Source organism: Xylophilus sp. ASV27, assembly GCF_016428875.1.
Taxonomy (GTDB): Bacteria; Pseudomonadota; Gammaproteobacteria; order Burkholderiales; family Burkholderiaceae_C; genus Xylophilus.
Genome location: NZ_JAELTO010000023.1, coordinates 1 through 22,046, shown reverse-complemented (window position 1 = coordinate 22,046; position 22,046 = coordinate 1). Strand labels below are relative to the sequence as shown.

Sequence of the window (22,046 nt, the reverse complement as noted above, 5' to 3'; positions counted from 1 at the left end):
GCGCACATGACGCTCCTGCACTCCACCCCCTACCGCCGCGCGCTGCTTGTCGTGCTGGTGCTCGCGGCGCTGATCGGCGCGGCCGTGGCGACGGTTTTTGCGCTGGCCCGGCGCGGCGAGGAGCCCATGGCCCAGCCGGCACAGCCCTTTGCGCCCAGCGCCCAGCAGATCCAGCGCGGCGAGTACCTGGCGCGCGCCGGCGACTGCATCGCCTGCCATACGCCGCAGGGCAGCCAGCCGTTTGCCGGCGGGCTGGCGCTGGCGACGCCGTTCGGAACCGTCTACACGCCCAACATCACCTCGGACGCCGAGGCCGGCATCGGCCGCTGGTCGGCGGCCGAGTTCTGGCGCGCCATGCACCACGGCCGCTCGCGCGACGGCCGCATGCTGTATCCGGCCTTCCCGTACCCCAACTACACGCAGGTCACGCGCGAGGACTCGGACGCCATCTATGCCTATCTGCTGTCGGTGCCGCCCTCGGGCCAGCGCAACCGCCCGCACGAGGTCGGCTTTCCCTACAACACCGCGCTGGCCATGGCGGTCTGGCGGGCGCTGTTCTTCACCCCCGGCAGCTTCACGCCGGAGCCCGCGCAGTCCGCCGAATGGAACCGCGGCGCCTATCTGGTCCAGGGGCTCGCGCACTGCAGCGCCTGCCACAGCCCGCGCAATGCGCTGGGGGCCAGTTCGGCTGCGCAGGCATTGGGCGGCGGCCTGATGCCGGGGCAGAACTGGTATGCGCCCTCGTTGCACTTGCCGCATGAGGCGGGGCTGGCCGACTGGCCGCTGGAGGAGGTGGTGCAACTGCTGCAGACCGGCGTGGCGCCGCGTGGCTCGGCCATGGGCCCGATGGGCGAAGTGGTCAACAACAGCACCCAGTACCTGAGCGCGGCGGACCTGCGCGCGATGGCGGTCTACCTGCGCGCGCTGCCGCAGGACGGCAGCCCCCGGCCCGCACCGCGGGCCGCCGACGCGCAGGCGATGGAGCGCGGAAGCCGCATCTACAGCAGGCAGTGCGCCCAATGCCATGGCGACCAGGGGGAGGGCAAGGCGGGTCTGTTCCCGCCGCTGGCCGGCAATCGGGCGGTGTTGCTGTCGCCTCCCGCCAACGTGGTGCAGATGGTGCTCAACGGCGGCTTCCAGGCGCAGACGGCCGGCAATCCGCGGCCGCTCGGAATGCCGCCCTTCCTCCATGTGCTCGACGATGAAGAGGTCGCGGCGGTGAGCACCTTCGTGCGCAACGCCTGGGGCAACCGGGCCGAGCCGGTGGACGCATTCGCGGTGCGCCGGCTGCGCTAGCATTGGCGCTTTGTCCGGGAGAGCCGATGCCGTCGCAGTGGTGGGTGGTGTGCCTGTGTGCCGACTGGTGCGGCGTCTGCCGGGAATACCGGCCGGTGTTCGAGGCGCTTGCCGCGCGACACCCCGGCGTGCGCTTCGAGTGGCTGGACGTGGAGGACGAGGCCGATCTGCTCGGCGACTTCGACGCCGAGACCTTCCCGACCTTGCTGGTGGCCCACGGCTCCGCGGTACGTTTTCTCGGGCCGCTGCTGCCGCAGGCGGGAGTGCTGGAGCGCATGCTGGAGAATCTTCTGGGCCAGGCCGGCGCCCCGATGGCAGCCGACGCCGCCCAGGCCGCGCTATGGATGCGCATACAAGCGTCGTTTCCTGCCTCGGCCTTGCCAGACGGGCGCATCGCGGAGTAGAATACGTCCTTCACGACCAAACGGGCGGGTACTCACCGCCCGTTTTTTTTGGTCGATCGTTTTTCGATCCGGACACGCTTTGCCGCGCGGTGCATGCAGCGGCAGGCCAGCCGGATTTTGCTTTTGGGCAGCACAGAATCAACGTGGCATTGCAGCAGATAGTCGAGCAGACCGTGAGCGGCTTGGGTTATGACCTGGTGGAGATCGAGCGCTCCGCCGGCGGCTTGCTGCGCGTCACCATCGATCTGCCCTGGGCGGCGCCGGCCGAAGGCAGCGGCACCGAGCAGTTCGTCACGGTGGAAGACTGCGAGAAGGTCACGCGCCAGCTCCAGTTCGCGCTGGAGGTGGACGGCGCCGAGTACAAGCGGCTGGAAGTATCCTCGCCCGGCATCGACCGTCCCTTGCGGCATGCCCAGGATTTCGAACGTTTCGCAGGCGAATTGATCGACATCACGTTGAAGGCTCCCATGGGCGCCGCGGCAGCGGGGCAGGTCAGCGCCAACCGCAAGAAGTTTCGCGGCCGGCTCGAGCGCGCCGACGGCGCGGGCTGGCAGATCGTCTGGAGCGATGCGCCCGAGCCCAAGCCCGGCCAGCGGGTCAGCCGCAAGAAGGTGCCCGCGCCTGTGCAGGTGCTGGGGTTCACGTTGGATGAGCTGCGGGAGGCGCGGCTGGCCCCTGTCATCGATTTCAAGGGGCGCAAGCCGCGCGGCGGTGTGCCGGCGTAAATGGCGCACCGTCGCTTGTTTTTAGCTTTACTTGCATTAAATGCGGCAGGCCGGAGTCCACGGGACTCGCTGCCGGCGACTGTTCAGGATAGGAGTGTTGTGGCATGAATCGCGAATTGCTGATGCTGGTGGAAGCCATCTCGCGCGAGAAGAACGTGGAGCGGGACGTCGTCTTCGGCGCCGTCGAATCTGCGCTGGCGCAGGCGACCAAGAAGCTCTACCCCGGTGATGTGGACATCCGTGTCGCCATCGACCGGGACAGCGGTGTCTACGAGACCTTCCGCCGCTGGCACGTCGTCCCGGACGAGGCCGGCCTGCAGTTGCCGGACCAGGAAATCCTGCTGTTCGAAGCCAGGGAAGAGATGCCCGACATCGAGGTGGACGAGTACATCGAGGAGCCGGTGGACTCGGTGCCGATCGGCCGCATCGGCGCCATGGCGGCCAAGCAGGTGATCCTGCAGAAGATCCGCGACGCCGAGCGCGAGATGCTGCTCAACGACTTCATGTCGCGCGGCGACAAGATCTTCACCGGCACCGTCAAGCGCATGGACAAGGGCGACATCATCGTCGAGGCCGGCCGCGTCGAGGGCCGCCTGCGCCGCAGCGAGATGATCGCCAAGGAGAACCTGCGCAACGGCGACCGCGTGCGGGCCATGATCATGGAGGTGGACCTGACGCTGCGCGGCGCGCCCATCATCCTGTCGCGCTCGGCGCCCGAGTTCATGATCGAGCTGTTCCGCCAGGAAGTGCCCGAGATCGAGCAGGGGCTGCTGGAGATCAAGTCCTGTGCCCGCGACCCGGGCAGCCGCGCCAAGATCGCCGTGCTCAGCCATGACAAGCGTGTCGATCCGATCGGCACCTGCGTCGGCGTGCGCGGCACCCGCGTCAACGCCGTGACCAATGAGCTGGCCGGCGAGCGCGTGGACATCGTTCTGTGGAGCGAGGACCCGGCGCAGTTCGTCATCGGCGCGCTGGCCCCGGCCAATGTCTCCTCCATCGTCGTGGACGAGGAGAAGCACGCCATGGACGTGGTGGTGGACGAGGAGAACCTCGCCATCGCCATCGGCCGCGGCGGCCAGAACGTGCGCCTGGCGTCCGACCTCACCGGCTGGAAGATCAACATCATGGACGCCGCCGAGTCGGCCCAGAAGCAGGCCAGCGAGGCCGACGCCAGCCGCAGGCTCTTCATGGAAAAGCTCGACGTCGACGAGGAGATCGCCGACATCCTGATCGCCGAAGGCTTCAACAGCCTGGAGGAGGTGGCCTACGTGCCGCTGCAGGAAATGCTCGAGATCGAGAGCTTCGACGAAGACACGGTCAACGAACTGCGTTCGCGCGCCAAGGATGCGCTGCTGACCATGGAAATTGCCCGCGAGGAAAGCGTGGACGGTGTGTCGCAGGATCTGCGCGACATGGACGGACTCACGCCCGAGCTGATTGCCAAGCTGGCGGCCGCGGACATCCATTCCCGCGACGATCTGGCCGACCTGGCGATCGACGAACTCACTGATATCACCGGCCAGTCTGCCGATGAAGCCAAAGAACTGATCTTGAAGGCCCGCGAACACTGGTTCGCTGGTCAAGAGTAAAGATCATGGAGGCCCGTACAGAATATGTCCAGCACCACCGTAGCCGAGTTCGCATCCGAGCTCAAGAAGTCCACTGAAACCCTGCTCGACCAGTTGAAGTCCGCCGGCGTGCACAAGTCCGCATCGTCGGACGTGCTCACCGACGGGGACAAGCAGAAGCTTCTGGGGTACCTGCAGGCCAGCCATGGCACCGTCGCCGCCGATCGCCGCAAGATCACGCTGACCAAGAAGTCCACCAGCGAGATCAAGCAGGCCGACGCCAGCGGCAAGGCGCGCACCATCCAGGTGGAGGTGCGCAAGAAGCGTACCTTCATCAAGCGCGACGAAGCCGGCGATTCCTCGGGCCACGGTGAGTCCGAGACCGCCGTGCTGGAAGACGTGCCGTTGCATTCCCCGCCGCAGGCCGCGCCGCAGGCCTCGGATGCCGAGCTGCACCGCCGCGAGGAGGAAGCCCGCCGCCAGGCCGAGCAGATCCGCAGCGAAGAAACCGAACTCGCCGAGAAGCGCCGCGAGCGGGAAGCGCGCGAGCGCCGCGAACGCGAGGCCGAGGAGCGTGCCGCGGCCTACGCCGCCCAGGAAGAGGCGAAGAAGGCCCAGGCCTCCGCCGTGAAGGCCGAGGCGACCAAGGAGCAGGCCGAGCTGGCCGCTGCCCGCCTGCAGGCCCAGGCCGAAGCGCGTGAGAAGGCCGAGGCCGAGTCGCGCGCCCGCGCCGCCGAGGAAGCCGCGCGCGCCTCCGACCTGGAAGCGCGCCGCCGCAAGGCCGAGGCCGAAGCCGCCGCCATCCGCTCCATGATGGCCACGCCCAAGAAGGTGCTGGTCGCCAAGAAGCCGGAGGAGCCCAAGCCGGCGGCCGTGGCCGCCAAGCCGGGCGACGCCAAGTCTGGCGTCAAGGGCACGCTGCACAAGCCCGCCACCGGCACCGGCACGCGCCCGGGTGCGCCCGCCGCGCCGGGCGCCGGCAAGGAGGTCAAGTCCGCCAAGCTGTCGTCCAGCTGGGCCGGCGATCCTGCCAAGAAGAAGGAAATCAAGACCCGCGGCGACAGCTCCGGCGGCGTCGGGCGCAACAACTGGCGCGGCGGTCCGCGCGGCCGTCGCGGCAATGAGCGTGGCGGCGACCGCGACGACTACGGCCAGCAGGCGCAGACCGAGCAGCGTGTCATCGAGGTGCACGTGCCGGAGACCATCACCGTGGCCGAACTGGCCCACAAGATGGCGATCAAGGCGTCCGAGGTCATCAAGGCGCTGATGAAGATGGGCCAGATGGTCACCATCAACCAGCCGCTGGACCAGGACACCGCGATGATCGTGGTGGAGGAACTCGGCCACAAGGCGATCGTCGCCGCCCTGGACGATCCGGAAGCGTTCACCGACGAAGAAGTGTCGATGCAGGACGCCGAAAGCCTGCCGCGCGCGCCGGTGGTCACCGTCATGGGCCACGTCGACCATGGCAAGACCTCGCTGCTGGACTACATCCGCCGCGCCAAGGTGGCCTCGGGCGAGGCCGGCGGCATCACGCAGCACATCGGCGCCTACCACGTCGAAACCGAGCGCGGCATGGTGTCCTTCCTGGACACCCCGGGCCACGAGGCCTTCACGGCCATGCGTGCCCGCGGAGCGCAGGCCACCGACATCGTCATCCTGGTGGTGGCGGCGGACGACGGCGTCATGCCCCAGACCCGGGAAGCCATCAAGCATGCGAAGGCGGCCGGCGTGCCGATCGTGGTTGCGGTCAACAAGATCGACAAGCCCGATGCCAACCCCGAGCGCGTCAAGCAGGAACTGGTGACCGAACAGGTCGTGCCCGAGGAATACGGCGGCGAGTCGCCCTTCGTCAACGTCTCGGCCAAGACCGGCCAGGGCATCGACGAGCTGCTCGAGCAGGTGCTGCTGCAGGCCGAAGTGCTGGAGCTCAAGGCGCCGGTGGACGCCGCCGCCAAGGGCCTGGTGATCGAAGCGCAGCTGGACAAGGGCCGCGGCCCGGTGGCCACCGTGCTGGTGCAGTCCGGCACGCTCAAGACCGGCGACATCGTGCTGGCGGGCTCCACCTATGGCCGCGTGCGCGCCATGCTGGACGAGGACGGCAAGACGACCAAGTCCGCCGGCCCGTCGATCCCGGTGGAAATCCAGGGCCTGACCGAGGTGCCGCAGGCCGGCGACGAATTCATGGTGCTGCCCGACGAGCGCCGGGCGCGCGAGATCGCGACCTACCGCGCCGGCAAGTTCCGCAACACCAAGCTGGCCAAGCAGCAGGCGGCCAAGCTGGAGAACATGTTCTCCGACATCGGCGCGGGCGAGGTCAAGACGCTGCCGATCATCATCAAGGCCGACGTGCAGGGTTCGCAGGAGGCGCTGGGGCAGTCGCTGCTCAAGCTCTCCACCGACGAAGTGCGCGTGCAACTGGTGTATGCGGGCGTGGGCGGCATCAGCGAGTCGGACATCAACCTGGCGATTGCCTCCAAGGCCATCGTGATCGGCTTCAACGTGCGCGCCGACGCCGGCGCCCGCAAGGCGGCCGAGAGCAGCGGCGTGGACATCCACTACTACAACATCATCTACGACGCCGTGGATGAGTTGAAGGCGGCGATGTCCGGCATGCTGGCCCCCGAGCAGCGCGAGGAAGTCATCGGCACGGCCGAGATCCGCACCGTGTTCGTGGCCTCCAAGATCGGCACGGTGGCGGGTTCGTACATCACCTCGGGCCATGTCACCCGCAGCGCGCGCTTCCGCCTGCTGCGCGACAACGTGGTGATCTACACCGGCGAGATCGAGTCGATCAAGCGCCTGAAGGACGACGTGCGCGAAGTCAAGGAAGGCTTCGAGTGCGGTATCAAGCTCAAGAACTACAACGACATCAAGGAAGGCGATCAGCTCGAAGTCTTCGAGGTCAAGGAGATCGCGCGCACGCTGTAGGCGTTCGACGCGGGAGAGCCCATGCCTAAAAGAAAAGCCGCAGCCCCCAACCGCGCGTTCAAGGTGGCCGACCAGATCCAGCGCGACCTGACGGAGCTGATCGCGCGCGAGTTGAAGGACCCGCGCGTGGGCATGGTCACGATCCAGGCGGTCGAGGTCACGCCCGACTACGCGCACGCCAAGGTCTTCTTCAGCGTGCTGGTGGGCGATCCGGCGGAGTGCGAAGTCGCGCTGAACCAGGCCGCGGGCTTCCTGCGCAACGGCCTGTTCAAGCGACTGCACATCCACACCGTGCCCACGCTGCATTTCCAGTTCGACCGCACCCCCGAGCGTGCGGCCGACATGAACGCGCTCATCGCCCAGGCGGTCGCCTCCCGCGCGAAAGACGACTGAGCATGCACGCGCCACGCACGAGGGTGCAGCGGCGCCCCGTGCATGGGGTGTTGCTGCTCGACAAACCGCTGGGCCTGTCCAGCAACGATGCGCTGCAGAAGGCCAAGTGGCTGCTGCGGGCGGAGAAGGCCGGCCATACCGGCACGCTCGATCCGTTGGCCAGCGGCGTGCTGCCGCTGTGCTTCGGCGCGGCGACCAAGTTCAGCCAGTTGCAGCTCGACGCCGTCAAGACCTATGCCGCCACGCTGCGGCTCGGGGCGCGCACCAGCACGGGCGACGCCGAGGGCGATCTGCTGGACGAGCGCCCGGTCGACGCCGATGCGGTGCAGGCGCGGCTGGCCGAGGTGGTGCGGCGCTTCACCGGCCCGATCGAGCAGATCCCGCCGATGCACAGCGCGCTCAAGAAGGACGGCCGCGCCCTGTACGAATACGCCCGCGAGGGCATCGAAATCGAGCGCGCGCCGCGCGCCGTCGAGATTTATGAGCTAAAAGCGGCTCTAGCCCAGGAAAAACCTGGGCTTCTAGCTATAAAAATAATAGTAAAATGCAGCAAAGGCACCTATATCCGCACGCTCGGTGAAGACATGGGCGAGGCGCTGGGCTGCGGCGGGCACCTGAGCATGCTGCGGCGCATCGCCACCGGCCACTTCGGGCTGGACCAGGCGGTGACGCTGGCCGACCTGGAGGCCATGGACGAAGCCCGGCGGCTGGCCTGCCTGCTGCCGGTGGAGGCGCTGCTGCCCGATCACGCGCGCGTCACGCTCGTGGGCGAGGATGCAGGACGTTTCCTGTCCGGCGTGCGCCGGCGCGGCCATTGGGCCGATGCACCGCAGGTGGCGGTATTCGGCGCCCAGCCGCCGGCGCTGTTGGGCACGGCCCACATCAAGTCCGGCGAACTGATACCGGGGCGGCTGTTGAGCCCCATCGAAATTCAACAGATTCTGGAAAGCACGCCACCCGCCGCGAACGCGGCCCCAGGCATCGAGAAAGCAACCGTATGAGCAACAAGCAAATCCGCAACATCGCGATCATCGCCCACGTCGACCATGGCAAGACCACCATGGTCGACCAACTGCTGCGCCAGTCCGGCACCTTCGCCGAGCACGAGAAGGTGGTCGACACGGTGATGGACAACAACGCCATCGAGCGTGAGCGCGGCATCACCATCCTGGCCAAGAACTGCGCCGTGAGCTGGGAAGGCACGCACATCAACATCGTCGACACCCCGGGCCACGCGGACTTCGGCGGCGAGGTGGAGCGGGCGCTTTCCATGGTGGACGGCGTGGTGTTGCTGATCGACGCCCAGGAAGGCCCGATGCCGCAGACGCGCTTCGTCACCAAGAAGGCGCTGGCTCTGGGCCTGCGCCCGATCCTGGTGGTGAACAAGGTCGACAAGCCCGGTGCCAACCCCGACAAGGTGGTCAACGCCGCGTTCGACCTGTTCGACAAGCTCGGTGCAACCGACGAGCAGCTCGACTTCCCCGTGGTCTATGCCTCGGGCATCAACGGCTGGTCTTCGCTGGAAGAGGGCGCGCCCGGCGAGCAGTGGGGCCCGGACATGTCGGCGCTGTTCAACACCATCCTGAAGCACGTGCCGGCGCACCAAGGCGACCCGGCGGCGCCGCTGCAGCTGCAGATCTCGGCGCTCGATTTCTCGACCTTCGTGGGCCGCATCGGCGTGGGCCGCGTCAACGCCGGCACCCTCAAGCCGATGATGGACGTGCTGGTGATGGAAGGCCCGGACGGCAAGTCCTTCAAGGGCCGCGTCAACCAGGTGCTGACCTTCCAGGGCCTGGACCGCGTGCAGGTGACCGAGGCCGGCCCGGGCGACATCGTGCTGATCAACGGCATTGCCGACATCGGCATCGGCGTCACCCTGACCGACCCGGCCAACCCGGCGCCGCTGCCCATGCTCAAGGTCGATGAGCCGACCCTGACCATGAACTTCTGCGTCAACACCAGCCCGCTGGCCGGGCGCGAAGGCAAGTTCGTCACCAGCCGCCAGATCTGGGACCGCCTGCAGAAGGAGCTGCAATCCAACGTCGCCCTGCGCGTCAAGGAAACCGACGAGGAGGGCGTGTTCGAGGTGATGGGCCGTGGTGAACTGCACCTGACCATCCTGCTGGAGAACATGCGCCGCGAGGGCTACGAGTTGGCCGTGTCCAAGCCGCGCGTGGTGTTCAAGGACGTGGACGGGGTGCGCCACGAGCCGATCGAGCTGGTCACCGCCGACATCGAGGAAGCCCACCAGGGCGGGGTGATGCAGGCGCTGGGCGAGCGCAAGGGCGAACTGGTCAACATGGAGCCGGACGGCCGGGGCCGGGTGCGCCTGGAGTACCGCATTCCTGCGCGCGGCCTGATCGGCTTCACCAACGAGTTCCTGAACCTGACGCGCGGCTCGGGCCTGATCAGCAACATCTTCGACAGCTACGAGCCGCACAAGGGCGACATCGGCGGGCGCAAGAACGGCGTGCTGATCTCCATGGACGACGGTGAGATCTTCACCTACGCCCTGGGCAAGCTGGACGACCGCGGCCGCATGTTCGTCAAGGCGAACGACCCGGTGTACGAAGGCATGATCGTCGGCATCCACAGCCGCGACAACGACCTGGTGGTCAACGCCACGCGGACCAAGCAGTTGACCAACTTCCGTGTGTCGGGCAAGGAAGACGCGATCAAGATCACGCCGCCGATCGAACTCACGCTGGAATATGGCGTGGAATTCATCGAGGACGACGAACTGGTCGAGATCACGCCCAAGAGCGTGCGCCTGCGCAAGCGCTACCTGAAGGAACACGAGCGCAAGCGCGCCAGCCGCGAGGCCTGAACCCCGGCAGACGCCCCCACGGGTGTGCCTCTCCCGCTACGCCCCTGCGTTTACGCCGGGGCGTATTGCATGGGGGCGCCGCCTTTCCCGGCGGCGCCCGGCGCCAGGTCCACGGTGTGCGGGTGGAAGGCCTGCAGCGCTTCCCGGTGGGCGACGCTGATCAGCGTGACCTCGGGCAGGCGCTGCAGCAGCAGGGCATAGAGCGCGTGCTCGGCCGCCGGGTCGAGGGCGCTGGTGGCTTCGTCCAGCACCAGCAGTTCGGGCCGCTGCAGCAGCACGCGGGCAAAGGCCAGGCGCTGCTGCTCGCCGGGCGAGAGCCGGCTGCTCCAGGACGTCTGCTCGTCCAGCGATGCGGCCAGAGGCGCCAGGCCGACGGCGCCAAGCACCTCCTGGTAGGCGGCGTCGTCGTGCGCGCTCGCCGCGTCGGGGTAGGCCAGCACGTCGCGCAGGCTGCCCAGGGGCAGGTAGCTGCGCTGCGGCACGAACAACACGTGGGCTGCCGGCCGCACGATGCTGCCGCTGCCAAAGTGCCACAAGCCGCACAGGGCGCGCAGCAGCGTACTCTTGCCCGCGCCGGAAGGGCCGCGCACCAGCCAGCGCCCGCCGCGCGCAATGCGCAGGTCCGGCACCCGCAGCAGGGGCTGCCCGTTCGGCAGCGCGATCTGCAGGCCATGGGTTCGCACGGCGGCGCCTTCGGCCATGCGCAGTTCGATGCCGCCGGCCTCGGGCGGCGGAGCCTCCAGCAGGTCGCGGAACTCGCACAGCCGGTTGACCGTGGCGCGCCATTCGGCCAGCGTGGCATAGCTGTTGATGAACCAGGACAGGGAGTCGCTCACCGTGTCGAAGGCCCGGCCGATCTGTATCAGCACGCCGAAGCTGAAGGCGCCGGCGAAGTAGCGCGGTGCCGCCAGCGCCAGGGGCAGCACCACGGCGATCTGCCCGTAGAGCGAACTCACCAGCGTCAGCCGCTTGGTGTAGCGCATCACCAATCGCCAGTTGTCGCGGATGCGCTCGAACAGCGTTGCGGCATGGGCGGCCTCGGCCCGCGCCCCGTCGTAGAGCGCGATGGATTCGGCGTTTTCGCGCAGGCGCACCAGGCCGAAGCGGAAGTTGGCTTCCACCCGCTGCTGCTGGTAGTTGACGCCGACCAGCGGCCGGCCGAACCTGTGCATGGCAAAGGAGCCCAGCAGCGCATAGGCGGCGGCGGCCCAGACCATGTAGCCCGGAATGCTGACGGCGTGCCCGGCGACGTGGGCCAGCAGCGGCCCGGCCAGCGACCAGAGGATGACGACGAAGGACACCAGCGTCACCACCGTGGAGAGCAGGTCCAGCGACAGCGCCAGCGTGGTGGTGGCCAGGGACTGCAGGTCGTCGGCGATGCGCTGGTCGGGGTTGTCGGCCAGGCGGTCGCGCTCGATGCGGTAGAAGGCGTGCTCGCCGAGCCAGCGGTGCAGGTAGTCGGCGGTGAGCCAGCGGCGCCAGCGAAAGCCGAGCATCTGCTTGAAGTACAGCGCGTACACCGCCAGCACGATGTAGCCGAGCGCCAGCGTGGTGAAGCTCAGCAGCAGGGGGCGGAAATGCGCCGTGTCCTTGCTCTCCAGCGCGTTGTAGAACTGCGCGCTCCAACTGTTGAGGCGCACGTTGATGTACACGATGGCCAGGTTCATGGCCACGATCAGCGCCAGCAGGCCGCGCGCCGGCCAGCGCTCCTGCGAGACCCAGAACAGGCGGATCAGCGACCAGGCGGTGTTTTTCTTGGCGGGGGTCACGGGGCACTCCAGAAGGCATGAGGCCTGCGCCTGCGCGCTGCCTTGCCTGGAAGTGTGCCCGCCACCGGGCCCGGAAACTTAGGCCGGGCTTAGCGTGTGCCCGTCGCCATCGGGCAGCCGCCGCACGTCGATCCGGGCGATGCGCCTGCCGTCCATCTCCAGCACCTCGAAGCGCAGCCCGCAGTCCTCCACCACCTGGCCCACGGTGGGCAACTGCCCCAGGCGCGCCAGCAGGAAGCCGGCCAGGGTGTTGTAGTCATCGGCCTCGCCGACCAGCGTGTGGACGTCGGTCGCCTGCTCCAGCGTATGCAGGCCGGCCAGGCCGTCGACGATCCAGTGGCCGGGCCCCTGCGGCTCGATCTCGGGGCGCTCGCCCTCGTCCGGGAATTCGCCGGCGATCGCCTCCAGCACGTCGATCGGCGTGACCAGGCCCAGGATGGTGCCGTACTCGTCGCTGGCCAGCGCGATCTGCCCGCGCGACTGGCGCAGCATCTCCATGAGCCGGATCACGCCGACGGAGGCCGGCACGATCAGCGGCTGGCGCACGCTGCGCGCCTGGTCGATGTGGCCGAGCGTGAGCAGGTCGGCCAGCAGGTCGCGGGCGCGCGCCACGCCCAGCAGGTGGTCCAGGTCGCCGCGTCCGACCGGCAGCATGCCGTGCCCGGCGTTCACCAGTTGCGCGCGCAGCGCCTCGGGGCTGTCGTCCAGGTCGACCCACTGGATGTCGGCGCGCGGCGTCATGATCGAGTGGATGCTGCGCTCGGCCAGCGACAGCACGCTGCTGACCATGTTGCGTTCCTCGGCGCCGAAGGCCGGCGCCGGTGCCGGCGCAGTCGCCTGCTCCGGATGATCCTCCACCGGGCCGCGCCGGCCGCCGAGCATGCGGAAGATCGAGTCGGCCGTGCGCTCGCGCAGCGGAATGCGCGACTGCTGCCGCACCAGGTTGCGGCGCGCCCACTGGTTGAAGAACTCGATCATGATCGAGAAGCCGATGGCCGCGTACAGGTAGCCCTTGGGCAGATGGAAGCCCAGGCCCTCGGCCACCAGGCTCAGGCCGATCATCAGCAGGAAGCTCAGGCAGAGCACGACCACGGTCGGGTGCGCATTCACGAAGCGCGTGAGCGGCTTTGAGGCGAACAGCATCACCGCCATGGCGATGATCACCGCGGCCATCATCACGCCCAGGTGGTCGACCATGCCGACGGCCGTGATCACCGAGTCGAGCGAGAACACGGCGTCCAGCAGCACGATCTGGGTCACCACCACGCCGAAGGTCGCGTAGCCGCGGCGGGTGCCGGCACTGTGTTCCACGCCTTCGAGGCGCTCGTGCAGTTCGGTGGTGGCCTTGAACAGCAGGAACAGGCCCCCGGCCAGCAGGATCAGGTCGCGCCCGGAAAAGCTCAGGCGCCAGACCGAGAACAGCGGCTCTGTCAGCGTCACCAGCCAGGAGATCACCGACAGCAGCGCCAGCCGCATGATCAGCGCCAGCGACAAGCCGATGACGCGGGCCTTGTCCCGCTGGTGCGGCGGCAGCTTGTCGGCCAGGATGGCGATGAACACCAGGTTGTCGATGCCCAGCACGATCTCCAGCACCACCAGCGTGGCCAGGCCGATCCAGATGGTCGGGTCGCTCAGCCATTCCATGGCCGGCCCTCCTGGGTATGAGACGGGTGCAGGTCGCACGCCGGAATACGGGGATGGGGCGCAGGGGGAGGTTGCATAGTGGTCGCGATATTACTGAAGGAATGCGGCCCGCCTCGTAAGCGGAGGTCTACAGTGCGCGGCTCATGCACAATGCCCATCGCAACTTCAGGACTCCTCCCTCTCCATGTCGCGCGTGCCAGGCCCTCTCTTGTCTTTACGACCGCTCTCGCACGGCCAGGCCGTCGTGGCGATGGTCGGCGTGACCGCGATGTGGTCGATCGCCGGCGTGGTCACGCGCCAGTTGGAGAGTGCCCGCAGCTTCGAGGTCACGTTCTGGCGCAGCCTGTTCACCGCGCTGGCGATGCTGGCCCTGCTGCTGCCCGGGCGCGGCGCCGGCGTGGCCGCGCGCATCAGGGCAGGGGGCGCGCTGCTGTGGGTTTCAGGGCTGTGCTGGAGCGTGATGTTCACCGCCTTCATGGTGGCGCTGACGCTGACCAGCGTGGCCAACGTGCTGGTGGTCATGGCGGCCGGGCCGCTGGTGACCGCCCTGGTCGCGCGCGTCGCCGTCGGCCAGCGGCTGGCCCGCCGCACCTGGTGGGCGATTGCGGTCGCCGGCGTTGGCATTGCCTGGATGTACGGCCCGCAACTGGCCGCCGGCGACTGGACCGGCTCGCTCGTGGCCCTGTGCGTGCCCCTGGCCGCCGGCGTGAACTGGACCGTGCTCCATCACGGCCAGGGCCGCGGCCAGGAGGTGGACCTGATCCCGGCCGTGCTGGTGGGCGCCGTGCTCTCCGCCGTGGCCACCCTGCCGCTGGCGCTGCCGTTCAGCGCCACGCCGCGCGACATCGGCTGGCTGGCGCTGCTCGGCCTGGTGCAACTGGCCGTGCCCTGCGTGCTGGCCATGCACTGCGCGCGCGCCCTGCAGGCGCCGGAGGTGGCGCTGCTGGCCTTGCTGGAGGTGATCTTCGGCATCGCGCTGGCCTGGCTGATCGTTGGCGAGGCCCCCGGCGGCACCGTGCTGGCCGGCGGCGCGCTGGTGATCGCCGCGCTGCTGGCCAACGAACTGCCCAGGCTGCGCCGGCCCGGCTGACCCCCGGGGCGCGGCCATCGCTTGGCCCCCCAACCAACCCAAAGAGACGAAGACCAAGGACCCCCGTACCCATGAGCGACATCATTCTCGAAACCCGCGGCCACGCCGGCCTCCTCACGCTGAACCGGCCCAAGGCCCTGAACGCCCTGTCCCTGGGCATGGTGCGCGAGCTGACGCAGGCGCTGCTGGCCTGGCGCGACGACCCGGCCATCCAGCTCGTGGCCGTGCGCGGCATGGGCAAGGAAGGCCCGTTCGGAGCCTTCTGCGCGGGCGGCGACATCCGCTTCCTGCACCGCGCCGGCAGCCAGGGCGATGCGGATCTCGACGCCTTCTTCACCGAGGAGTACCGGCTCAACCACCTGATCCACACCTATCCCAAGCCCTACATCGCCTTCATGGACGGCATCGTCATGGGCGGCGGCATGGGCATCAGCCAGGGCGCCAGCCTGCGCCTGGTGACCGAGCGCACCAGGATGGCCATGCCCGAGACCGCCATCGGCCTGTTCCCGGACGTGGGCGGCGGCTACTTCCTGAGCCGCTGCCCGGGCCATGCCGGCGAATGGCTGGCGTTGACCGGCGAGACCATCGGCGCGGACGAGGCCATTGCGCTGGGGCTGGCCGACGCCCGGCTGCCGTCCGACGCGCAGCCGGCGCTGTGGGAGTCGCTGGGCGAAACGCCGTTGGCGTCGGCGCAAGCGGTAGAAGAGTGGCTTGCTTCAAAAATCATAGCTAGAAGCTCAGGTATTACCTGGGCTAGAAGCCATTTTGACCAATATTTTTCCAGATCCAGCGTGCCCGCCATCCTGGCAGCGCTGGAAGCTGACGGCAGCGACGACGCCCGCGCCACGGCCGCCACGCTGCGCAAGCGCTCGCCGCTGATGCTGCACGTGGTGCTGGAGCAGGTGCGCCGCGCCCGTGCCATGGACCTTGCGGACGACCTGCGCATGGAGCGCGACCTGGTGCACCACTGCTTCCACCTGCGCCCCGGCCGCAGCGAGACGCTGGAAGGCATACGCGCCCTGGCGGTGGACAAGGACCATGCGCCGCGCTGGGACCCGCCGCGCATCGAGGACGTCACGCCGGAGATGGTGGCGCCGTTCTTCGTCAGCCCGTGGACGCCGCAGGAGCATCCGCTGCGCGGGCTTTGAAGGCGGTGCGGCCGCCGCCGCGCCCTCTCAGCGGTGGCGGCTCTTCATGGCGCGCTCGACCTCGCGCTTGCCTTCGCGGTCCTTGATGGTGTCGCGCTTGTCGTGCTCGGCCTTGCCCTTGGCCAGGGCGATCTCGCACTTCACCTTGCCGGCCTTCCAGTGCAGGTTGAGCGGCACCAGGGTGTAGCCCTTCTGCTCGATCTTGCCGATCAGGCGCTTGATCTGCTCCTTGTGCAGCAGCAGCTTCTTGGTCCGCACCGAGTCGGGGTTGACGTGGGTCGACGCGGATTTGAGCGGGTTGATCTGGCAGCCGATCACGAACAGCTCGCCGTCGCGGATCACCACATAGCCGTCGGTCAACTGCACCTTGCCTTCGCGCAGCGCCTTCACCTCCCAGCCCTGCAGCACCATGCCCGCCTCGTAGCGCTCCTCGAAGAAGTAGTTGAACGCCGCCTTCTTGTTGTCGGCGATGCGGGTGGAGGGTTCTGTGGTTTTCTTGGACATGGGTTCTTGGATGGAGCCGCGGCGGCGGGATGGAAGCTCTCCCTACAATGGTCCGCAGAAGGCGTGCGATAGGGCGCCGAAAGCTCTCGATTCTATGAAAACCGTCCACAAGTCCGTCCTGATCTGGTACAGCGCCGAGGAAATGTTCCGGCTCGTGACCAATGTCACGCAGTACCCGCAGTTCCTGCCGTGGTGCGATCGCGCCGCCGTGCTGTCCGAAGATGCCGAAGGCATGACCGCGCAGGTCGGCATCGCCTTCAGCGGCCTGCGCCAGAGCTTCACCACCCGCAACACCCATGTGCCGGGGCGCGAGGTGCGCATGCAACTGGTCGACGGCCCGTTCTCGCAACTAGAGGGGCTCTGGCGCTTCGTGCCGGTGGGCGAGGGCGCGCAGCGCGCCTGCCGCATCGAGTTCGACCTGCGCTATGGCTTCTCCAACGCGGCGCTGTCGGCGCTCGTCGGCCCGGTGTTCGACCGCATTGCCGGCAGCATGGTCGATGCGTTCGTGGCGCGCGCCGAGAAGGTCTATGGCGATGGCTGAGCCATTGCAGGTCACCGTGGCCATCGCGCTGGCCAAGGCCACGGTGCGGGAGCTTGCGTTGCAATTGCCGGCCGGCAGCACGCTGCGCCAGGCCCTGCGGGCGGCGGGGCAGCATAGCGGGGACGAGGTCGATGCCGGTATCTGGGGCCGCGCGTGCCCGCTCGATACCGCGCTGCGCGATGGCGACCGGGTGGAACTGTACCGGCCGCTGCGCGTGGACCCGAAGGTGGCCCGGCGCGAGCGCTTCCGCCAGCAGGGCGCCCGCACCACCGGCCTGTTTGCGCGCCAGCGCGCGGGCGCGAAATCAGGGTAACAGGAAACTCGTCAGGCTATTGGGAAACTCAGCGGCAGTCGCTGGCGATCACCGACTCGATGCGCTGCTGCTCCGCCGCGCGGGCGCTCTCATCCAGCAGTACCGGCTGGCCCTGCGCGTCCATGCGCACCATCCCCAGGCCGGCGCTCATGGTGTTCTGCGACTGGCGCGCGCGCAGGCAGTTGTCGGCGCGCGTCTGCGCGATGCGATCCTCCTCGGCCTTGCGCTTGGCCGCTTCGGCGGCTTCGGCCTGCTGCCTGCGGGCTTGCAGTTCACGGTCCTGTCCAGCCGGCCTGGCCGGCGCCGCGCCCACGGGTGCGGAAGCGGGCGTGGCCTCGGCGGCAGGCGCGGCCCCGGGGCGCCTGAGGATGCGCTGGTCCGGCACGTCCGTGGGGGGAGGGCGGTCGCTGAACACCTTGCGGCCATCCTTGTCCAGCCACTGCCATTGGGCAAAGGCGGTCAGGGGCAGCGCGACGAGCACGATCGCGGCAAGGGCTGAGAGGCGAGCGGCTTTCATGGCAGGCCAGTGTAGCGGCGCGCCGGGCACGGTTCCAGCCAGGCCGCCGCGGCCAAAGCGCCCGGAGGGCGCGGGTACAATCCTTTTTTTGGAGCTTTCACATGCGCCTTCTTGGAAAAGCGCTCACCTTCGACGATGTGTTGTTGGTGCCAGCGTTCTCCCAGGTCCTGCCCAAGGACACGTCCCTCGCAACCCGCCTCTCCCGCAACATCACCCTGAATCTGCCGCTCGTGTCCGCCGCCATGGACACCGTGACGGAGGCGCGCCTGGCCATCGCCATTGCCCAGGAAGGAGGCATCGGCATCGTCCACAAGAACCTCAGCGCGCAGGAGCAGGCGGCCCAGGTGGCCAAGGTCAAGCGCTATGAATCCGGCGTGCTGCGCGACCCGGTGGTGATCACGCCGGGACACAGCGTGTACCAGGTGCTGCAGATGCAGGAGCAATTGGGCATCTCGGGCTTCCCCGTGATCGATGGCGGCCGGGTGGTGGGCATCGTCACCGGGCGCGACCTGCGCTTCGAGACGCGCTACGACGTGCCGGTGAGCGAGATCATGACCCCGCGCGACAGGCTGGTCACGGTGCGCGAGGGCGCGACGGCGGCCGAGGCCAAGGCGCTGCTCAACAAGCACAAGCTCGAGCGCCTGCTGATCGTGGACGACAAGGACCATCTGCGCGGTCTGATCACGGTCAAGGACATCACCAAGCAGACCAGCTTCCCCAACGCCGCGCGCGATGCGCAGGGCCGCCTGCGCGTGGGCGCGGCCGTCGGCGTGGGCGAGGGCACCGAGGAACGGGTCGAGGCCCTGGTCAAGGCCGGCGTGGACGCGATCGTCGTCGATACCGCCCACGGCCACAGCAAGGGCGTTATCGAGCGCGTGCGCTGGGTCAAGCAGAACTACCCGCAGATCGACGTGATCGGCGGCAACATCGCCACCGGCGCGGCGGCGCTGGCACTGGCCGAGGCCGGCGCCGATGCGGTCAAGGTCGGCATCGGCCCCGGCTCCATCTGCACCACCCGCATCGTCGCGGGCGTGGGCGTGCCGCAGATCATGGCCATCGACAACGTCGCCACCGCCCTCAAAGGCTCGGGCGTACCGCTGATCGCCGACGGCGGCATCCGCTATTCCGGCGACATCGCCAAGGCGCTGGCCGCGGGTGCCAGCACCGTGATGATGGGCGGCGTGTTCGCCGGCACCGAAGAGGCGCCGGGCGAGATCGTGCTGTTCCAGGGCCGCAGCTACAAGAGCTACCGCGGCATGGGCAGCATCGGCGCCATGCAGCAGGGCAGCGCCGACCGCTACTTTCAGGAGTCCAGCACCGGCAACCCCAACGCCGACAAGCTGGTGCCCGAAGGCATCGAGGGCCGGGTGCCGTACAAGGGCTCGATGGTGTCCATCGTGTTCCAGATGGCCGGCGGCGTGCGTGCGGCCATGGGCTACTGCGGCTGCGCCACCATCCAGGACATGAACGACAAGGCGGAGTTCGTCGAGATCACCGCCGCCGGCATCCGCGAAAGCCACGTGCACGACGTGCAGATCACCAAGGAAGCGCCGAACTACCGCGCGGAATAGCCCGCAAGTTGGCGTCGCGCAGGGCCGACACATCACAGGGTGTGCCGGCCCCGCTGCTTTCCAGCCCAGCCTCTTACCTACCGTATCGCCCAGGCCCGCCATGCAACACCAGAAAATCCTCATCCTCGACTTCGGCTCGCAGGTGACACAGCTCATCGCCCGCCGTGTGCGCGAGGCGCACGTGTTCTGCGAAGTCCACCCGTGCGACGTCACCGACGCATGGGTGCGCGACTACGCGGCCGACGGTCAGCTCAAGGGCGTGATCCTCTCGGGCAGCCATGCCAGCGTCTACGAGGACAGCACCGACAAGGCACCGCAGGCGGTGTTCGAACTGGGCGTGCCGGTGCTGGGCATCTGCTACGGCATGCAGACCATGGCGCACCAGTTGGGCGGCAAGGTCGAGGGCGGCCACAAGCGCGAGTTCGGCTTTGCCGAGGTCCGCGCACACGGCCAAACCCGACTGCTGCGGGACATCCAGGACTTCGCTACGGCCGAAGGGCACGGCATGCTCGACGTCTGGATGAGCCATGGCGACAAGGTCACCGAACTGCCCCCAGGATTCAAGCTCATGGCCAGCACGCCAAGCTGCCCGATCGCCGGCATGGCCGACGAGGCACGCGGGTTCTACGGCGTGCAGTTCCATCCCGAGGTCACCCACACCCGGCAAGGCGCGGCACTGCTGCAGCGCTTCGTGCTGGACATCTGCGCCGCCGGGGCGGACTGGATCATGGGGGACTACATCGCAGAAGCGGTCGAAAAGATCCGCGCGCAGGTGGGCGACGAGGAGGTGATCCTGGGCCTGTCCGGCGGCGTCGACTCATCGGTTGCCGCGGCGCTGATCCACCGTGCCATCGGCGACCAGTTGATCTGCGTGTTCGTCGACCACGGCCTGCTGCGCCTGAACGAAGGCGACATGGTGATGGACATGTTCGAAGGCAAACTGCATGCCAAAGTGGTGCGCGTGAATGCCAGCGAGATGTTCATGCGCCAACTCGCCGGCGTGACCGATCCGGAAGCCAAGCGCAAGATCATCGGCAAGGGTTTTGTCGATGTGTTCAAGGCGGAAGCCGAGCGCCTGAAGGCCGGTGCCGACGGCGCCCTGAAAGGTGCCGCATGGCTGGCCCAGGGCACCATCTACCCCGACGTGATCGAGTCCGGCGGCGCCAAGAGCAAGAAGGCCGTCACCATCAAGAGCCACCACAACGTCGGCGGCCTGCCTGAGCAACTGGGCCTGAAGCTGCTGGAGCCGCTGCGCGACCTTTTCAAGGACGAAGTGCGCGAACTCGGGGTCGCCCTCGGCCTGCCGCCCGAGATGGTGTACCGCCACCCATTCCCCGGCCCCGGCCTGGGCGTGCGCATCCTTGGCGAAGTGAAAAAGGAATACGCCGACCTGCTGCGCGCCGCCGACGCCATCTTCATCGAGGAGTTGCGCAACTTCCGCGATGAAGCCACCGGCAAGAGCTGGTACGACCTGACGAGCCAGGCCTTCACCGTATTCCTGCCCGTCAAGAGTGTGGGCGTGATGGGCGACGGCCGCACCTACGACTATGTAGTGGCCCTGCGCGCGGTACAGACCAGCGACTTCATGACCGCGGATTGGGCCGAACTGCCCTATGCGCTGCTGAAGAAGGTGTCGGGGCGCATCATCAATGAAGTGCGCGGCATCAACCGGGTGACCTACGACGTGAGCAGCAAGCCGCCTGCGACGATTGAGTGGGAGTGAAATCAGGTCCTTCGGGGACTATCGCCATCTATCGAAAATCCGACGTAACGTATTGATTTTAAAGAAAATACGTCACGAAAGCTATCGGTGACTATCGCCGGGCAGCGAAAAGGATTGACGGTATAGGTGACGGTAGAAACCGGAGGCCGGATTAAGACCTCCTTGTTGACTATCGAGACCAAATCGGTCTTTGACGGTAAATCACTCCTCTGAAAAGCTTGTTTTATGCGGCTTTCCAGGCATCAGCAGGTCTCCTGACCCCTGACGGTAAAAGCCGTCATGAACAGGAGGAAAAACCTCGATGCTTACCGACACCGCACTGCGCAATTTGAAGCCTAAGTCCTTGACTTATAAGGCATCTGACCGGGATGGAATGTACGTGACGGTATCGCCCACCGGTACCGTCACCTTCCGCTTTGATTACCGTCTCAACGGCCGCCGCGAGACCCTGACCATTGGCCGCTACGGGCCGGCGGGCATTTCGCTGGGGATGGCTCGCGAAAAGCTGCTGGACGCCAAGAAGGCCGTCGCCCAGGGCAAGTCTCCGGCGTACGAGAAACAGCGCGAGAAGCGCCGCCTGACCGCCGCCAAGAACTTTGGCGACATGACAGCCCAATGGCTGGCCGGCGCCCGGATGGCCGACAGCACGCGAGCGATGCGCAAGAGCATCGTCGATCGGGACATCCTGCCAGCGTTCCAGAACCGCCTTGCTCAACGAAATCACCGCCGATGACTTGCGCGCCTTGTGCGGCAAGGTGAAGGGGAGGGGCGCCCCGGCCACCGCGGTGCATGTCCGCGACATCGTGAAGCAGGTCTATGCCTTCGCCATCCTGCATGGGGAGAAGGTGGACAACCCGGCGGCCGACGTGGGCGCGGCCTCGATTGCGACCTTCGTACCCAAGGACCGAGCCTTGTCGCCGTTGGAGATCCGTCTGATGTCGCGGCAGATGGAGTCTGTTGATTTCCATGCAACCGCAACCCACCATTTCCATCTCGATCTGACCCACCCTGGTTCGTGAACTTCACGCTCACGTTGTGGATAAGTTCTTGGTCGCCTTCTCCTTCTTGGTGGTCTGTGGTGG

The 22,046-nt window shown here is 67.7% G+C and carries 18 protein-coding genes and 1 pseudogene; 15 read left to right on the top strand and 4 right to left on the bottom strand.

The features are described 5' to 3' along the window. Positions 1–6 precede the first annotated feature (6 nt). The 8 genes from JHD63_RS07200 (at position 7) to typA (ending at position 10,144) form a co-directional block, all read left to right on the top strand. Positions 7–1,296, top strand: a complete 1,290-nt coding sequence (locus tag JHD63_RS07200) for a c-type cytochrome (RefSeq protein WP_198970068.1) — start codon at positions 7–9, stop codon at positions 1,294–1,296. Positions 1,297–1,322: 26 nt separating this feature from the next. After that, positions 1,323–1,700: a thioredoxin family protein gene (locus JHD63_RS07195; RefSeq protein ID WP_198970067.1), complete on the top strand. Its 378-nt coding sequence runs from the start codon at positions 1,323–1,325 to the stop codon at positions 1,698–1,700. A 143-nt stretch (positions 1,701–1,843) separates the two neighbouring features. Then, complete coding sequence (gene rimP / locus JHD63_RS07190; protein WP_198970066.1) at positions 1,844–2,425, top strand: ribosome maturation factor RimP; 582 nt, start codon at positions 1,844–1,846, stop codon at positions 2,423–2,425. Positions 2,426–2,529: 104 nt separating this feature from the next. Next, positions 2,530–4,014, top strand: coding sequence for a transcription termination factor NusA (gene nusA, locus JHD63_RS07185; protein WP_198970065.1), 1,485 nt, complete (start codon positions 2,530–2,532; stop codon positions 4,012–4,014). Positions 4,015–4,038: 24 nt separating this feature from the next. Further along, on the top strand, positions 4,039–6,924 hold the full coding sequence (gene infB / locus JHD63_RS07180; RefSeq protein ID WP_198970064.1) for a translation initiation factor IF-2: 2,886 nt from the start codon (positions 4,039–4,041) through the stop codon (positions 6,922–6,924). Positions 6,925–6,945: 21 nt separating this feature from the next. Continuing rightward, entirely contained in the window at positions 6,946–7,317 is a 372-nt protein-coding gene (gene rbfA, locus JHD63_RS07175) for a 30S ribosome-binding factor RbfA (protein ID WP_198970063.1), read from the top strand. A 2-nt stretch (positions 7,318–7,319) separates the two neighbouring features. After that, positions 7,320–8,318: a tRNA pseudouridine(55) synthase TruB gene (gene truB / locus JHD63_RS07170; protein ID WP_198970062.1), complete on the top strand. Its 999-nt coding sequence runs from the start codon at positions 7,320–7,322 to the stop codon at positions 8,316–8,318. Continuing rightward, positions 8,315–10,144: a translational GTPase TypA gene (gene typA, locus JHD63_RS07165; protein ID WP_198970061.1), complete on the top strand. Its 1,830-nt coding sequence runs from the start codon at positions 8,315–8,317 to the stop codon at positions 10,142–10,144. Before truB ends, typA begins: the two co-directional genes overlap by 4 nt. Positions 10,145–10,194: 50 nt before the next feature. On the opposite strand, the gene JHD63_RS07160 is transcribed toward typA, so the two are convergent. Continuing rightward, a complete protein-coding gene (locus JHD63_RS07160; RefSeq protein WP_198970093.1) occupies positions 10,195–11,925 on the bottom strand; it encodes an ABC transporter ATP-binding protein/permease in 1,731 nt (576 codons plus the stop codon). 66 nt (positions 11,926–11,991) lie between these two features. Further along, positions 11,992–13,557: a TerC family protein gene (locus tag JHD63_RS07155; RefSeq protein ID WP_198970060.1), complete on the bottom strand. Its 1,566-nt coding sequence runs from the start codon at positions 13,555–13,557 to the stop codon at positions 11,992–11,994. A gap of 250 nt (positions 13,558–13,807) precedes the next feature. Between JHD63_RS07155 and JHD63_RS07150 the strand changes: the two genes are divergently transcribed. Both JHD63_RS07150 and JHD63_RS07145 read left to right on the top strand, forming a co-directional pair. Continuing rightward, entirely contained in the window at positions 13,808–14,647 is an 840-nt protein-coding gene (locus JHD63_RS07150) for a DMT family transporter (protein WP_198970092.1), read from the top strand. 71 nt (positions 14,648–14,718) lie between these two features. Further along, the gene (locus JHD63_RS07145) at positions 14,719–15,795 is read left to right on the top strand and encodes an enoyl-CoA hydratase/isomerase family protein (RefSeq protein ID WP_198970059.1); all 1,077 of its coding nucleotides are present in this window, start codon (positions 14,719–14,721) and stop codon (positions 15,793–15,795) included. 27 nt (positions 15,796–15,822) lie between these two features. On the opposite strand, the gene smpB is transcribed toward JHD63_RS07145, so the two are convergent. After that, entirely contained in the window at positions 15,823–16,299 is a 477-nt protein-coding gene (gene smpB, locus JHD63_RS07140; RefSeq protein WP_198970058.1) for an SsrA-binding protein SmpB, read from the bottom strand. Positions 16,300–16,393: 94 nt separating this feature from the next. Here smpB and JHD63_RS07135 point away from each other — a divergent pair, with 94 nt between their 5' ends. Beyond that, positions 16,394–16,840: a type II toxin-antitoxin system RatA family toxin gene (locus tag JHD63_RS07135; RefSeq protein ID WP_198970057.1), complete on the top strand. Its 447-nt coding sequence runs from the start codon at positions 16,394–16,396 to the stop codon at positions 16,838–16,840. Next, the gene (locus JHD63_RS07130; RefSeq protein WP_198970056.1) at positions 16,833–17,153 is read left to right on the top strand and encodes an RnfH family protein; all 321 of its coding nucleotides are present in this window, start codon (positions 16,833–16,835) and stop codon (positions 17,151–17,153) included. Before JHD63_RS07135 ends, JHD63_RS07130 begins: the two co-directional genes overlap by 8 nt. 28 nt (positions 17,154–17,181) lie before the next feature. Here the strand turns inward: JHD63_RS07130 and JHD63_RS07125 are convergent, their stop codons facing one another. Next, complete coding sequence (locus tag JHD63_RS07125; RefSeq protein WP_198970055.1) at positions 17,182–17,670, bottom strand: DUF4124 domain-containing protein; 489 nt, start codon at positions 17,668–17,670, stop codon at positions 17,182–17,184. Between the two features lie 101 nt (positions 17,671–17,771). Here JHD63_RS07125 and guaB point away from each other — a divergent pair, with 101 nt between their 5' ends. The 3 genes and pseudogenes from guaB to JHD63_RS07110 form a co-directional block, all read left to right on the top strand. Continuing rightward, a complete protein-coding gene (gene guaB / locus JHD63_RS07120) occupies positions 17,772–19,241 on the top strand; it encodes an IMP dehydrogenase (protein WP_198970054.1) in 1,470 nt (489 codons plus the stop codon). 100 nt (positions 19,242–19,341) lie between these two features. Beyond that, positions 19,342–20,964, top strand: coding sequence for a glutamine-hydrolyzing GMP synthase (guaA, locus tag JHD63_RS07115; RefSeq protein WP_198970053.1), 1,623 nt, complete (start codon positions 19,342–19,344; stop codon positions 20,962–20,964). Positions 20,965–21,265: 301 nt separating this feature from the next. Continuing rightward, positions 21,266–21,938 (top strand): annotated as a pseudogene (locus JHD63_RS07110) (tyrosine-type recombinase/integrase); the annotation flags it as partial. Positions 21,939–22,046 lie beyond the last annotated feature (108 nt).